11 protein-coding genes are annotated in these 14,907 nt (G+C 51.2%); 5 read left to right on the top strand and 6 right to left on the bottom strand.

Annotation, left to right across the window (positions count from 1 at the left end; all coding sequences use genetic code 11):
- The first annotated feature begins 1 nt into the window (after position 1).
- Both cydD and cydC read left to right on the top strand, forming a co-directional pair.
- Positions 2-1,876, top strand: coding sequence for a thiol reductant ABC exporter subunit CydD (cydD, locus tag HP552_RS18265; protein ID WP_175396832.1), 1,875 nt, complete (start codon positions 2-4; stop codon positions 1,874-1,876).
- A 1-nt stretch (position 1,877) separates the two neighbouring features.
- Positions 1,878-3,782 (top strand): thiol reductant ABC exporter subunit CydC, encoded by a 1,905-nt coding sequence (cydC, locus tag HP552_RS18260; RefSeq protein ID WP_175396831.1) that lies wholly within the window; start codon positions 1,878-1,880, stop codon positions 3,780-3,782.
- A 172-nt stretch (positions 3,783-3,954) separates the two neighbouring features.
- Here the strand turns inward: cydC and HP552_RS18255 are convergent, their stop codons facing one another.
- From HP552_RS18255 to HP552_RS18230, 6 genes are all read right to left on the bottom strand, one after another.
- Positions 3,955-4,914, bottom strand: a complete 960-nt coding sequence (locus HP552_RS18255; protein ID WP_175397072.1) for an MraY family glycosyltransferase — start codon at positions 4,912-4,914, stop codon at positions 3,955-3,957.
- Positions 4,915-5,033: 119 nt separating this feature from the next.
- Positions 5,034-5,849 (bottom strand): hypothetical protein, encoded by an 816-nt coding sequence (locus tag HP552_RS18250; protein ID WP_175397071.1) that lies wholly within the window; start codon positions 5,847-5,849, stop codon positions 5,034-5,036.
- Between the two features lie 469 nt (positions 5,850-6,318).
- Complete coding sequence (gene gntK, locus HP552_RS18245; RefSeq protein WP_175396830.1) at positions 6,319-7,872, bottom strand: gluconokinase; 1,554 nt, start codon at positions 7,870-7,872, stop codon at positions 6,319-6,321.
- A gap of 277 nt (positions 7,873-8,149) precedes the next feature.
- On the bottom strand, positions 8,150-8,977 hold the full coding sequence (locus tag HP552_RS18240) for a carbohydrate ABC transporter permease (RefSeq protein ID WP_175396829.1): 828 nt from the start codon (positions 8,975-8,977) through the stop codon (positions 8,150-8,152).
- A gap of 21 nt (positions 8,978-8,998) precedes the next feature.
- On the bottom strand, positions 8,999-9,949 hold the full coding sequence (locus HP552_RS18235; RefSeq protein WP_246310947.1) for a carbohydrate ABC transporter permease: 951 nt from the start codon (positions 9,947-9,949) through the stop codon (positions 8,999-9,001).
- A gap of 44 nt (positions 9,950-9,993) precedes the next feature.
- On the bottom strand, positions 9,994-11,268 hold the full coding sequence (locus tag HP552_RS18230) for an ABC transporter substrate-binding protein (RefSeq protein WP_175396828.1): 1,275 nt from the start codon (positions 11,266-11,268) through the stop codon (positions 9,994-9,996).
- A 324-nt stretch (positions 11,269-11,592) separates the two neighbouring features.
- Between HP552_RS18230 and HP552_RS18225 the strand changes: the two genes are divergently transcribed.
- The 3 genes from HP552_RS18225 to glpK all read left to right on the top strand — a co-directional run bounded on the left by HP552_RS18225 (position 11,593) and on the right by glpK (position 14,742).
- Positions 11,593-12,357 carry a GTP cyclohydrolase II gene (locus HP552_RS18225; protein WP_175396827.1) on the top strand — a complete coding sequence of 255 codons (765 nt, stop codon included), beginning with the start codon at positions 11,593-11,595 and terminating at the stop codon, positions 12,355-12,357.
- 237 nt (positions 12,358-12,594) lie between these two features.
- A complete protein-coding gene (locus tag HP552_RS18220) occupies positions 12,595-13,173 on the top strand; it encodes a glycerol-3-phosphate responsive antiterminator (RefSeq protein ID WP_175396826.1) in 579 nt (192 codons plus the stop codon).
- Between the two features lie 81 nt (positions 13,174-13,254).
- The gene (glpK, locus tag HP552_RS18215; protein ID WP_175396825.1) at positions 13,255-14,742 is read left to right on the top strand and encodes a glycerol kinase GlpK; all 1,488 of its coding nucleotides are present in this window, start codon (positions 13,255-13,257) and stop codon (positions 14,740-14,742) included.
- Positions 14,743-14,907 lie beyond the last annotated feature (165 nt).

Raw genomic sequence — 14,907 nt, 5'->3', positions numbered from 1 at the left:
CATGGGACGGGGATTGCTGAAGCTGCCGGGGATTCGGCCAGTACTGGCGCTGGCTTCAGCGCTGGTGCTGCTGCAGGCGATGACAATTATTATGCAGGCCAAATGGCTCGCCGAGGCCATAACAGCATTGTTTGAAGGGTCATCCATAACAGAGCAGTACCCTGTGCTGCTGCTGTTCCTGGCTGCTTTTGCCGCCCGGTATGCCATTTCCTTCTGGTTGCAGCGGGTTGCCTTGCGTTATGCAGAGAAAACAGGAACCGATCTGCGCAGACAGATGGTGGAGCAGTGGTTCAGGCTGGGCCCGCGTTTTGCCAAAACAGAAGGCACAGGACACCTGGTCACACTGGCACGGGAAGGGACGGCCCAGTACAAAACGTATCTGGAGCTGTTTATTCCCCGGATGCTGGGCATGGGGTTCACCCCTATTGTGATTCTGTTGTATGTGTTCAAGCTGGATGTCATGTCCGGCATTATTTTGATGCTGACCCTTCCCATATTGATTGTGTTCATGATTCTGGTTGGTCTTGCTGCACAGCGCAAGATGGATGGGCAATTCAAGTCATACAAGGCACTGGCGAATCACTTCGTGGATACGCTTCGCGGATTGGAGACGCTGAAAACGCTGGGGCAGAGCGGCAAGCACGCGAATACGATTGTTCGGGTCAGTCAGCGTTACCGTAAAGCGACGCTGTCTACGCTGCGCATGGCTTTTTTGTCTTCCTTCGCCCTGGATTTCTTCACGATGCTGTCGGTTGCCTCTGTCGCGGTAGGTCTGGGTCTGCGGCTAACGGAAGGACAGATGCTTCTCGGTCCAGCACTCACGGTACTTATTCTGGCACCGGAATATTTCCTGCCTGTACGGATGGTGGGTGCCGATTATCATGCGACATTGGATGGTAAAGAGGCCGGAGCAGCGATTGAACAGATGATTGAGCGGGGGAAAGCTGCAGAAGAGAGACAGCGGGAGGCGTACGCCAATACTGTTTTTCAAGCAGAAGTAGAGACGGATGGAGCAGGAGTTGTGCATCAGCCTTCTTCCGGCACCAGAAGTTTACTCTCTTCAACGATACGTGTTGTACTGCGTGAGGAGAGCACCCGTGACCCTGTCTATGCCCCTTCATCGAAGCTTTTATGGAATGCGGGCAGCCGACTGGCGCTTACGGATGTGCAAGTGCGGCATGAAGAGGAGGGGCCCTGCTCGTTGGAGGATGTTACATTCCAAATCTCGGGTCTCGCCAAAGTGGGTATCATTGGTGCCAGTGGTTCAGGGAAATCAACTTTGATTGACGTGCTGGCGGGTTTTCAACTGCCCACTTCAGGCCAGGTATTAGTGAACAGTCAGCCCGTATCTCCAGAGATGATGGACTCCTGGAGAACGCAAACGGCAGCCATACCTCAGCATCCTTATATATTCAGTGGAAGTCTGGCTGATAACGTTCGCTTCTATATGCCGGAAGCATCGGATGCGGAGGTTGCTGGTGCGATTGCCGCTGCCGGGTTGAACAAGTTGGTAACTTCCTTGCCGAAGGGGCTCTATGAGCCGATTGGAGCTGGCGGCAGGCAGCTCAGCGGTGGACAGGAGCAGCGGGTGGCCCTGGCCAGGGCCTTGCTAAGTGCACGACCTGTCCTGCTGCTGGATGAGCCGACCGCACATCTGGATGTGGAAACCGAGTATGAACTGAAACAGACCATGCTGCCTATATTTGAAGGCAAGCTGGTGTTTCTGGCTACGCATCGTCTGCACTGGATGCCGCATATGGATTGCATCATCGTTATGGATGGCGGGACGATAGCGGAGACAGGAACGCATGAAAAGCTGTTGGCAAAACAGGGCGTATACTACCAGATGATTCAGGCCCAAATGGAGGCGGTATGAGATGAAAGCCGGATATGAGCAGACCGAAACGGCTCGAAACGGGAGTAAAAAGAATAACTGGATTGCTCCTTACGTCGCACAGTACCGCTGGAGATTTGCCGGAGTCCTTGCACTCGGAACATGCGCTGCATGTTGTGCAGTTCTGCTGCTCTTCACTTCCGGATTTCTGATCTCCAAGTCCGCGCTCCGTCCTGAAAATATATTGATGGTATACGTACCGATTGTAGGCGTGCGTGCCTTCGGGATTTTCCGGGCTGTGTTCCGATATGTCGAACGGTTGGCGGGTCATGATGCCGTGCTGCGTGTGCTCGCAGATCAGCGGGTGAAGCTGTACCGGATATTGGAGCCGCAGGCTCTGTTTCTGCGCTCCCGCATGCAGACCGGCGATGTACTCGGAGCACTCGCGGAGGATGTGGAGCGATTGCAGGACATTTATCTGCGTACCGTCTTTCCGGCCGTCACGGCGCTAATTCTGTATGGTGCAGCGGTCATTTCTTTTGGAACCGTGGATCTGGGATTTGCATTATGGGTGGGTCTCTACATGTTATTTCTTGTTGCTCTCTTGCCTGCCATCACTTTAAAGGTGACGTGGAGTCGGAGGGTGCAGCTGAAAAGGAAGAACAGTCAGCTATACACCCGGCTGACAGACGGCGTGCTTGGCCTGGGGGATTGGATGGCAAGTGGACGAGCGGCGGAATTTGTCCGCCTCCAGGAAGAGGGAGAAGCGCAGGCAGACTCGGTTCGGTGCAGCCTGCGAAGCTGGACACGGTGGCGTGATCTGATTGCCCAGTGTGTCATTGGATTGATGGTAGTGTCCGTGACATTATGGGCAGGAAGTGAGGTTTTTGCCGGGCAGCTGCCGGCGGTCATGATTGCGGCGTTTGTACTGGTACTGTTTCCACTCACGGAAGCCTTGCTGCCAGTTTCAGATGCAGTGGAGCGACTCCCACAATACCGAGAATCGCTGGAGCGATTGCAGCATCTGGAGGGTGAGGGGAACATTCATGGTGCCCCATCAGTCGGGACTGACACTGGGCAGGTGCCAGAAGCTTTATCCATGTCCGCGGACATGACGAGGAATTCACGAGATCAGCGAATCCGCCTGCGGATCCCTCCGAAGCTGAGAGCGGATATTCGGATCGACCGCGTAAGTTACTGGTATGATTCAGAAGATTCCTATGCTGTGCAGGATGTATCTCTTCATCTTCCCCAGGGCAAGCGGTTAGCTATTCTTGGACGCAGTGGCGGCGGGAAATCTACACTTCTGAAGCTGATTCAAGGTGCGCTGCTACCGTCGTCGGCCGGGGCCGTGTTAATCAACGATCAGCCTGTGCAAACGCTGGGGGAGAATGTACCTGATGTCATTGCCGTGCTGAACCAGAATCCGCACCTCTTCGACACGACAGTAGCAAACAATCTGCGGATTGGCCGTCCTCATGCAACCGATGAGGAGATTAGGCGTGTGGCCGCCCAAGTGGGTCTAGCCAGCCTTATTGAGTCTCTGCCACAGGGGTACAATACCCCGATGCTGGAGACGGGCATTCGATTTTCGGGTGGAGAACGGCAGCGGATTGCGCTGGCCCGGGTACTGCTGCGGGAAACGCCTGTTGTCATCTTCGATGAACCAACAGTCGGACTTGATCCGGTGACGGAACGCGCACTTATGCGTACCATTTTGGACAGCATGCAGGGCAAAACGATGATCTGGGTTACCCATCACCTCATTGGTGCGGAACAGATGGATGAGCTTATTTTTATGGAAAATGGACAAATTGCCATGCAGGGTTCACACGAACAGCTGCTGGCTCGGGAAGAGCGCTACCGTCGTCTTGTTGAACTCGATCGACCGGGCTGGGCAGACTGGCAGAAGACGGATATGCCTCTGCCACCCGCAGCTTCCAGGTAAGCGTGATCAAGCATGTCGTAGGCGGCAGGATAATGCAGGTGGCATGACAAATGTGCTGCTATTCTCGGAATTATATCGTTGATGAAGCACATCAGCCAAAAGAGACGAGCCCATGAAATCATGGGCTCGTCTCTTTTAATACCTGTATGTTGTAACGTACGCCGCCAGTCCCCTACATCTCCACCAGCATTAGAATAATGGAAGAAAGGCAGAGACAGGTACTGATGAGATACAAGACGCCAACCACCTGCTTGTGGTTCAGCCCTGCACGCAGAAGGCGATAGTGGGCTTGGCTTGCATCTGCCTGATAGATGGCTTTTCCCTGAATGAAACGTTTGATCACGACAAAGATATTGTCGAAGATCGGTACACCAAGGGCCAAAATCGGGATGAACAGCGAAAGCATGGTTGCTTGTTTGAATGCACCATCAAGGGCAATGACAGCCAGGATGAAACCTAGGAATGTAGCACCGGCATCGCCCATGAATACCTTGGCCGGAGGTTTGTTGTATTTCAGATAACCAAGCGTTACACCCACTAGTACGATGGACATGAGTGCTGAATCGCTTTGGCCTTTAGCCAGGGCGACGACAAACAGCGTGACTGCCGAGATCGCTGATAATCCGCCAGCGAGCCCATCCATGCCGTCCGAGAAGTTGATAACAGTGGTTACACCGAAAATCCACAGGATCGTCAGAAGGAATTGCAGCCAGAATGGAAGCATGACGTATTCCGAAGTCAGCGGGTTAACAAACCCGGTGAATGCAATTCCGGAGGCAAATACGAGCACCGCTGCAGAGATCTGAATGATCATCTTAGGCAAGGCGGGGAAGTCTTTGCCTTTTGTTTTGTACCAGTCGTCAATGGTACCAATCGTTAACAGAAGCATGCCACCTGCAACCAGTGCGGCCGTTTCCATGGATAGCTGCTTCGTAAATGCAATGTATGTCAGGAAGAATCCAGTAAATATCGCGTAACTCGCCGTCAGTGGAATCGGCTGCCTGTGCAGCTTGCGCTCTACATCCTCCCGAGGCTTGTCCACAAAATCGAGGCGGTGAGCCAATCGGCTAAGCGGAGGAATGAGCAGAAGCACGACAATAAAAGACAGCAAAAATGCCATTATGTATACCATAAAATTGCTTGATTCACTCCCATCTACCATTTTCCCCCTATTATACGAGCTAAAGCGGAAATCTGTCGATGTCATTATTGTAACCAGCACGACTAAACATGCAACAGAACACTAGCATATTAGAACGTTTGTTGAAGATAAGAGCCAAAGTAGTGGTTCGCGGCCTCTGCATTATAACCGTCATCTCCTTGCCAGGTAGCGGCAAATATAAAATCACTGGAGCCACCCTTGCCTTTTCTGGGCTTATCTCCGGGAACAAGCAGACCCGAGGCCGCCCAAATCTCAAGCAGGGCATCCCGTTCCTGTTTGCTCGAAGGGAACAGACCTTTCCATAGCTTCTCAAGCGAGCGGGCACTATCTCTGGGATCGCCTGTCTGAGAGGCTGCGAGAAGGTGTTCAAGTATGGTTATATCTTCAGGGGTTACCTCGTAGCTTGATTCATTGTCGAGACGCAGCAATTCCAGGTCCATCAGGCAGTAGAGCAGCCAGTTATGACGAACACCGCCCCATTTGATCCGCTCAAAATTCAGAACGTTCAGATCGACGTTTACATATTCCCTGTCCGACTGTAGTCGCAGGTAATTGCAATCCCCGCATGAACTGGTATTGGCATGCAGTGCGGGCCGCTCCCCATAGGTGTGCAGAGGCAACTGTGAGGTTAATGCCCAGCTTGAGAGCGCACTGCGTAAATATACTTTTTTGGTGGACAGGCTGTGCACAAAAGCCGAAACAACTCTTTCCTTCATGGTGGTGTCCTGGTGAAGCTGGTGCAGACGATCAACGATCTCGTCATGGGTGATGGTCAGCGGATCGAACATCACATGTTTGCTTTTGGCATATTCAAATTCATCACCAGAGAAGGGTGCAGGAGCAGTCTTCCAGCCGCCACCTCCCCAGAATGTATTCAGCAGTATTTTTGCCGCTTTTTTGTCCAACAATGCAATTAGCCTCCTGTCGTATTCCATATTCATTCCACTAGACCGGGAAATCGGCTGTTCAGTTCAACTCTATGAACGTAGCATATTGGACTATCTCTTTCCAGGTTCTAAGGTGCGATAGTTTTGAGTCTGAACCTCGAGTTCGGAGGAGTAGGGATTCATCATTCAGAATATTTTTGTACAAAAGAAATGTACATGAAGAAGGGCCATCCCATATGTCATAAACATGACGGGATGACCCTCTTGAACGTGCAGCAATTCATATTCCTTCTAATGAACTGGAGACACGCTATTCGGTGAATTTTAGCAGAAGCGGTGCTCTAACGAATCCCAGGCACTTTATTTGGCTACATTATCGGTTCCAGCGCAAACTCCTGCCGAAATAACGTGGCTGAAGTTTTTTAGCTTCAACATGCCAAGGTTTAACCTCAACATAAGGTGCCTGCGATTCGCTAGCGTGGCAAGCTTACTTCTGATGCATCGTTTTATTTTGAAAAGCGGCGATATCCGCATACTCCTCTTCAAACTTGCGAGAGATCCGGATGAAGATTGGCAGCAATTCCCGGTAGATGCGGACGCTGTCTGGGTCAGGCTGATGACGATGCGTTGATCCGATCATGCCGGAGACGGCACTCAGGGAATCAATGCGGCCAAGAGCGTAGAGACCCAGCACTGCTGCGCCCAGGCAGGAGCTCTCAATACTTTCAGGAATGATCACATCCTGGTCAAATATATCCGCCATCATCTGCCGCCACAGTTCGGAGCGGGCAAAGCCGCCTGTTGCTTGAATTTTGGTGGGACGGCCGATCTTCTCCTCAATAGCAAGCATGACGGTATACAGATTGAACAGCACGCCTTCCAAAGCCGCGCGGATCATGTGCTCCTTCTTATGATGAAGCGTCAGACCGAAGAAGGAGCCGCGAGCATTCGGATTCCAGAGCGGAGCCCGCTCACCTGTCATATAGGGATGGAAGAGCAGACCTTCCGATCCTGGTGGTACATTTTCCGCGACACGAGTCAGCACTTCATAAGGATCGATGCCCAGTCGCTTTGCCGTCTCTACCTCGGAAGCCGCAAACTCGTCCCGAATCCAGCGGAAAATGACCCCGCCGTTGTTCACTGGACCACCGATTACCCACGCATCCTCAGTGAGCGCGTAACAGAAGAAGCGGCCTTTTGGATCGGTAACCGGTTTGTCCACTACCGTGCGAATCGCGCCGCTGGTACCGATGGTCACGGCCACAACGCCAGGATCAATGGCGTTCACGCCGAGATTGGAGAGCACGCCGTCACTGGCCCCGATGACAAATGGTGTTTTGTCTGCAATGCCCATTTCCTTCGCGTATTCCGGGTTCAACCCCTCCTTGAGTACATGAGTGGTCGGTACAAGCCGGGACAAATGGTCTGGCGTAATCCCTGCCACATGCAGGGCTTCCTCGTCCCAGTCCAGTTTTTCGAGATTCATCATTCCTGTAGCAGATGCCATGGAGTGGTCGATCACGTATTCATTAAACAGCTTGAAGAACACGTATTCTTTCATGGAGATGAATTTATGGGTCTGCTTAAACAGTTCCGGCCGTTCCCGGGTCAGCCACATGATTTTGGTAATAGGTGACATTGGATGGATCGGCGTACCTGTTCTCAGGTAGATTTCGTGGCCGTTCATCTCGTTTTTGAGTGCTTCGGTCCACTCGGCACTGCGATTGTCTGCCCACGTCATGGCCCGCATCAGCGGTTTGCCGTGTTCATCGACAGGCAGGATGCTGTGCATGGCGGAGCTGAACGATACAAACAGGATTTCGTCAGGTTTGACACCCGCCTTGGACGTGGCCTGTTTAACGGATTCCACGACAGCTTGGAAAATATCGTCCGCATCCTGTTCTGCAATCGCAGGAGTAGGAGTGTACAGCGGATAATCGGCACCGCCCTGAGCCACGATGGAGCCGTTCTGTTCAAACAGCACAGCTTTGGTGGAGGTGGTACCGATATCTACGCCGATCATATAGGGTGAAGAAGCCATTTTGTCATCCCTCTTTCTCTAACATATAAGTTAAATGAATGCTGCTGCACGTTAACACTCCGGGTACAGAAAGCCTTCTGATCGCTGTTATTCCCAAATTTCTTGGTTCTCCTCTTCAAAGGAAGAAATTTGGTTATAAACGCGAACGTTGCACTTCCTCAGGTCCTTTCTGTCCCCTCCGTTTACGTGTCGCTATTCATCCAACTTATATGGCATCTGGTATTTATCTATAGATAAGAATATCAGACTTGAGGGATGGATCAAAATTGCCGATGTCTTAGTCCTTCACAGCCCCTGCAGCAATGTCTGAAATGAACTGGCGGCTGATGAACAGGAACATGATGATGAGCGGAATAACCGCGAGCAGTGTCCCGGCAATGACCATGGCGTAGTCCGTATTGTACAGTCCGTTTAATTGCGAGAGGGCAATCTGCAGCGTGTATTTTCGCTCATCTGTCAGGACAATAAGCGGCCACAGGTAGTCATTCCACACACCGATAAAGGTAAACGCTCCGAGAAACGCAAACGCAGGTCGCAGGATTGGCAGCGCCACATTCCAGTAGAGCCGGAAGAAATTACAGCCGTCAATCCGGCCCGCATCGAGCAGGTCATTGGGTATGGACTCGGTGGCATACTGGCGAATCCAGAAGATGCCAAAGGCGTTCACCATGCCCGGAATGATGAGGGCCTTGAAGGAACCAACCCAACCGAACGTCGCCATGAGTACGAAGGAAGGTACCAGCGACAGCTGGGAAGGCACCATCATGGTGGCGAGCAGCAGGACGAAGAGCCACTTTTTGCCCGGGAATTCAAACTTCGCAAACGCAAAACCCGCCAGTGAATCAAAGAACAACACCAACACCGTCACCATGCCGGATACAAACAATGTATTGACAAATGCGCCCCAGAAGTCAATTTGCTCCAGCACCCGGCTGATATTATTCCATAGTTCTCCCCCGAACCAGAGCTGGGGTGGAAAGGCGTAAATGTCGGACGTCGTCCGGGTGGACATTACAATTAGCCAATAGAACGGGAACATGGAAATGAGCATGCCCCCGATAAGACCGGTATACAACACCAGCGATTTGAGGTGTTTGGACGTCATGAGCGCTCCCCCCTTGTCACATCAGGATGATTTGCCTTGAACGAGCTTCCAGTTCACGATGGAGAACAGGGCAATAATGAGGAACATGCCCCAACCGACCGCTGCACCATAGCCGAAGTAATTGTTGATAAACGATTCCCGGTAAAGGTACAGAACGATGGTCATCCCGGCCGCACCTGCGCCGCCATCGTTGCCTACGAGAATCTGGGGTTCGGTAAACAGCTGCATGCCACCAATCGTTGATGTAATTACCGTGAACAGAATGACAGGTCGCAGCATCGGAATCGTAATTCGGAAAAAGGACTGTATCCCGGATGCGCCGTCAATTTTGGCTGCTTCATACAAGGTTTGCGGAATGCTCTGAAGTCCGGCCAGGTAAATGACCGCGTTGTAACCCGTCCAGCGCCAGACCACCATGGAGGAGATGGCCACCTTAATACCCCAAGGCGCATTAAGCCATTCAACGACCGGAAGCCCGACCGACTGCAGCAGGTAGTTGAGGAAGCCATAATTGTTGGCAAACAGCGCGCCGAAAATGATCGCCACGGCCACGATGGAGGTGACGTTCGGCAGGAAGTAACCGACCCGAAACAGCGTACGGAACTTCACGAATGGCGCATGCAGCAAAAAGGCCACGATCAGGGCGAAAAACAGCATGGGTATGGTGGAGTAAATCCAGATCATGAACGTATTGCCCACAGCCTGCCAGAACTCGGCATCGGTCAGCATGTATTTGAAATTGTTCAGCCCGTTGTAGGTCATTATTCCGATGCCGTCCCACTTGTGGAACGCCAGATACAACGAGAAACCGATGGGAAACAGGCCAAACACGGCAAACAGAATATAGAACGGTGAGATTGCTGCGTATAGAGCACGATGCTCCCAAATCTGGGACAGGAGAGATTTCTTCCGATCCAGGTCCGGACGCACGGCTCCGGGTTCGGGTGTGAGGCGAGGTTCGGTGACAGCCATATGAATTCCTCCTTTGCGGATATCGAACACACACGTTCTTCAGGTTAACGCTGCAGTTCCCGCTCGACGCGGTGTACGGTATCGGTCCAGACCTGTCCGGGATCGGCATTTTGCTTCGCGACATCATTCAGCCGCCGGGTAATAATGTTGTGCACCGATGGGTATCGTTCACCAAAAAAAGCATCTGGAACCTGCTGGGCTGATTCGGCAAACACTGGTCCTGTCGCCTGTCCGCCGAAGAAGGGCTCTTCTTCTTTCATTGCAGGTGAATCAAACACGCCTGGTGCGGAAGGGAAAAGGTTCAATGTTTGATATTGTTCCAGCTGGTTTTCCGGACTCTGCAGCCAGCGAACCAGCTCGAATGCTTCCTGAGGATGCTCACTGGATTTCAGAATGGACAGGAACGAACCGCCATTATTACCATCTCCTCCAGGAGCGCGGGCTACCCGCCACTTACCGGATGTATCCGGCGCAGCTTCCTGCAGTACCTGTTTCATCCAGACAGCACCTACGAAGGATGCAATTTCCCCATTGTTCATCGCTGCATTCCAGCCTGGAGTCCAGCCGTCCGCATTGGCAAGCAGTCCTTTTTGTTTAAAATCAATGGATGTATCCCAGCTTGTTCGTACGAGAGGAGAGTCCATGCCGATAAACGAACCATCCGGACGGAAGTAACGCTCAGCTCCTTGGGATAACACTTGGTTGTAAACGCTTCCAATGTTGTCGGTCAGATAAACCTTTCCTCCAAATTTCTCCTTGATCTGTTCTCCGGCAGCAGCATACGCCTCCCAGCTGTTCAGCTGACGGGAAACATCTTCCGGCTCGGATGGAAGTCCAGCTTCCTTAAACAGGTCTGCACGGTAAAAGAGTGCTGTCGGTCCCGTATCCATCGGAAAACCGATCATCTGTCCGCTTGGTGTTACACCTTGTTTCCATTTCCAATCCAGATATTGGTCTTCGATATCCCCTGCACCGAGATCATAAAGATTATAAAAACGGTCCTCACTGGGGAAGAGCTCCATGATCCAGTCATTTAAGGCCACAATATCCGGCTCACCTGATTTGGCTGCCAACGTTGTTTTGAGCTTTGCCTTAAAATCACCGCCGATCTTTTGTGCGGTCAGCTCAATATTCGGGAACTTTTCCCTGGCCTTGGCAATCAGCTTATCATCAATGGAACGGTTCCAGTACCAAAGTGTAAGCGCTACCTTTTTGTTGTTCGCAGAATCGTTTTGTCCTGGCCAGATGGAGCATCCGCTTATAAGCAGGACGCAGACCATCATGATGGCTGTCCAGCAAGTTTTTTTCCCGCGGATCATGTGCACAACCCCCTCATCGTTAAGTTCGAGGCATGAAGTACTTTGGACTACAACATCATTCTATGAGCAGTTTATAAACTCATACCCAATATTCTAAAAATGAAACACAAATTTGTGACGGTTCCATATCATAATTTTATTAGTTACTTTAAAAACAAAAGTTACTTGACACAATATAATTTTTATTTTAAACTTGCTTACATAAAGTAACTAATGATGATGACAATAATATAGATACGTACCATATCCGTCCGATGATCTTTTTTCGGTCTAGATGCGGCTCAACCAGCATATAAAATGGCTTAACAGGAGGAACTTATCATTATGATTAATTCACATATTATTCAACTACTTGCCCCCAAAATCCAGACTTTTCCGAGTGGAAAAGAATTTATATATCTGGTTGGACCGATCAAACTGCCGGTCAATTTGGATGGAGAGACACGCACATTCCAGTGGTACAGCTGGCTGAAATCGGATAAGGTGATGGACAGCGGCGAACTGATTGAATCACTGGCGACTGCAGAACTGGCAGAGCGTCAGCAATCGAGCGTACTGGTGTACGGGGATTTTGCTGAAGCACAGGAAGCGCTGATCCGCATGCACAGCATCTGTCATACCGGCGATATTTTTGGCAGCAAACGCTGTGATTGCGGCTTCCAGCTGGAGCAGTCCATGAAAATGATCGCAGCCCATGGAGCGGGTGCATTGTTCTATCTGGCGAACCATGAAGGCCGCGGTATTGGTCTGTTCAGCAAAGCAATGGCTTACATTCTGCAAGAGGAAGGTTTGGATACCGTTGATGCCAACCTTCAACTCGGATTTACGGACGATGCCCGTAACTATGATGATGCCATTGCCGTATTGCGTGCACTGCGTTCCGCACCAGTTACATTGATCACCAACAACCCGCGGAAGCTGGCTGCATTGCAGGAAGCGGGACTGAATGTGGGCGGACGTGTTCCTTTGTGGGGAGATCGCTCGGCTTTCAATGAGAAATATTTACAGACCAAAGTAAGCCGTTCCGGTCACTTGGCAGAGAATGATGGCTGGGCTAATGAAGTGCTGCTTCCGCATGCACAGGCTTAACGTATAGTCCGTATGCGTTAAACACAGCATGATTTCGGTGGAACATGTCCTGTTGTATAACCGACAGGCTGGCTGTTGTTGTTCACTTCTTCAGAGGTGTGCAACAACGGCTTTTTTTGTGTTTAGTACGGAGCACTGCGTTCTATTGGATTTAAGTTGTTACGCTTGGCTCTGCTTGCCGATCTACCATGCGGATTATACAATATAGGCAATCTGAATGATGCAGGAGGAACGATTGTGCCATTTGAGGGACAGAGCATGTTACCGGCTGCCAAGAGCATGAAGCAGTTCGAAGCGATTATTGAGGGCCCTTATACGTATGGGGTTCTGCTGGATACCCATATTGCTCAGTTGGAGAGTTTGCTGGATGAGGCTCGGCGCCGCAGCAAGAAGATACTGCTCCATGCCGATCTGGTACAAGGGCTGAAGAATGACGAGTACGCGGCAGAATATCTGTGTCAGCATATTCGTCCGGCAGGATTGATTTCAACGCGGGCGACCGTGATTCAAAAAGCGAAACAAAAGGGGATTACCGCCATTCAGCGTGTGTTTCTGCTGGATACGAATGCCTTGGAGAAAAGTTATCAGTTGCTGGCGAAAACAAAGCCGGATTATATTGAGGTGCTTCCCGGCGTCATTCCGCATATTATTACGGAGGTGGCAGAGCGGACAGGAATCCCCATTATTGCCGGTGGGCTGATCCGATCCGCCCAAGAAGTCGAATTGGCGCTGGAGGCTGGAGCAACAGCAGTAACGACGTCCAATTTTGACCTGATCCGACACTTTGGGGAATCGCTTACAAGATCGAAGCAGTAGCATAACTCAACGCATTGCATCAATTCAGGCAGCTCAGTTGGAATCGAATGGTGCCATATGCTTACACAGGAGGTTGTCTATATGGAAAAGTATATTATGGCTCTGGATCAGGGGACTACAAGTTCCCGGGCCATCTTGTTTAACCGGGATGGGGAGATCATACATATTGCGCAGCAGGAATTTCCGCAGTATTTTCCCAAACCGGGTTGGGTCGAGCAGAATGCGAATGAAATCTGGAGTTCCATTCTTGCAGTGATGGCTTCATGCTTGGCAGAGAGCGGAATCAAGCCCGTCCAGATTGCCGGAATCGGGATTACGAATCAGCGTGAGACGGTCGTGGTGTGGGACAAAGAAACGGGCCGGCCTATTTATAATGCTGTAGTTTGGCAATCGAGACAGACCGCTGAGATATGTGAGGAGCTGAAATCAAAGGGGCTCGCTGACCTTTTTCGTCAGAAAACGGGTCTGCTCATTGATCCCTATTTTTCCGGTACGAAAGTCAAGTGGATTCTGGACCATGTGCCAGGAGCGCGGGAACGTGCTGTGCAAGGGGAGCTGCTGTTTGGTACGATCGACAGCTGGCTCATCTGGAAGCTGAGTGGAGGTACACATGTGACGGACGTATCCAATGCCTCCCGCACATTAATGTATAACATCTATGATCTGCAGTGGGATGATGAACTGCTGGGCATTCTCGACATTCCAAAAGCGATGCTCCCAGAAGTACGGGGTTCCTCTGAGGTGTACGCACATACGATGGATTATCACTTTTTCGGTCACCGGGTTCCGATCGCGGGAGCAGCAGGCGATCAGCAAGCCGCCCTGTTCGGGCAGGGATGTTATACCAAGGGCAGTATGAAAAACACATACGGTACCGGGTGCTTCATGCTCATGAATACCGGGGAAGATCCGGTGCAGTCCGATCATGGACTTATTACAACGATTGCCTGGGGCGTGAACGGTAAGGTGGAGTATGCACTGGAAGGCAGTATCTTTGTTGCGGGCTCCGCAATTCAGTGGCTGCGCGACGGGTTAAGAATGCTGCGCACCTCAAAGGATAGTGAGGATTATGCCGCAAGGGTGCCATCCACAGATGGGGTGTATATGGTGCCGGCCTTTGTGGGGCTGGGCAGTCCGTATTGGGACAGCGAGGTTAAGGGGGCTGTATTCGGCCTGACACGCGGGACAACCAAGGAACACTTTATCCGTGCTGCGCTGGAGGCATTAGCCTATCAGACCAGAGATGTGCTGGCTGCCATGGAATCCGACTCGGGCATCGCTGTCGATTCTTTACGGGTTGATGGCGGTGCAGCGGCGAATGACTTTTTGATGCAATTTCAGAGCGATATTTTGGGGGTTGCGGTTGAACGCCCTTTGGTAAACGAGACAACCGCTCTGGGGGCGGCCTATTTGGCAGGTCTCGCCGTAGGATACTGGGAGAGCACCGAGGAACTTGCAGATCATGAGAACACGGAGCGTGTGTTCAATCCGGTAATGGCGGAGGAAACAAGGAACGACTTGTACGCCGGCTGGCAGCGTGCGGTAAAAGCTGCGATGGCCTTCAAGTGAGTGTGCTAATTTAATATGGGCATTTGTACTTTTTCATTAAACAAATTCAATAGTTGATATTTATTGGTGGAAAATGATGCATAACTTACAGGGTTTATTTTCCTGGATGGGGAAATGTATATGCCCATTAAAAGGAAATTAAAAAGGTTAGTGGGTCAGTTTGAA

The organism is Paenibacillus xylanilyticus (assembly GCF_013359935.1).
Classification (GTDB): domain Bacteria; phylum Bacillota; class Bacilli; order Paenibacillales; family Paenibacillaceae; genus Paenibacillus; species Paenibacillus xylanilyticus.
Note: the sequence above shows the minus strand (reverse complement) of the source record. Positions and strands in the feature narration are given on the sequence as shown.

Excerpts from the sequence above, each read along its gene's own strand:
- HP552_RS18230 (WP_175396828.1), bottom strand. The coding sequence starts at position 11,268 with ATGATCCGCGGGAAAAAAACTTGCTGGACAGCCATCATGATGGTCTGC.
- glpK (WP_175396825.1), top strand. The coding sequence starts at position 13,255 with ATGGAAAAGTATATTATGGCTCTGGATCAGGGGACTACAAGTTCCCGG.
- cydD (WP_175396832.1), top strand. The coding sequence starts at position 2 with ATGGGACGGGGATTGCTGAAGCTGCCGGGGATTCGGCCAGTACTGGCG.
- HP552_RS18235 (WP_246310947.1), bottom strand. The coding sequence starts at position 9,949 with ATGGCTGTCACCGAACCTCGCCTCACACCCGAACCCGGAGCCGTGCGT.
- cydC (WP_175396831.1), top strand. The coding sequence starts at position 1,878 with ATGAAAGCCGGATATGAGCAGACCGAAACGGCTCGAAACGGGAGTAAA.
- HP552_RS18225 (WP_175396827.1), top strand. The coding sequence starts at position 11,593 with ATGATTAATTCACATATTATTCAACTACTTGCCCCCAAAATCCAGACT.
- HP552_RS18255 (WP_175397072.1), bottom strand. The coding sequence starts at position 4,914 with ATGGTATACATAATGGCATTTTTGCTGTCTTTTATTGTCGTGCTTCTG.
- HP552_RS18240 (WP_175396829.1), bottom strand. The coding sequence starts at position 8,977 with ATGACGTCCAAACACCTCAAATCGCTGGTGTTGTATACCGGTCTTATC.
- gntK (WP_175396830.1), bottom strand. The coding sequence starts at position 7,872 with ATGGCTTCTTCACCCTATATGATCGGCGTAGATATCGGTACCACCTCC.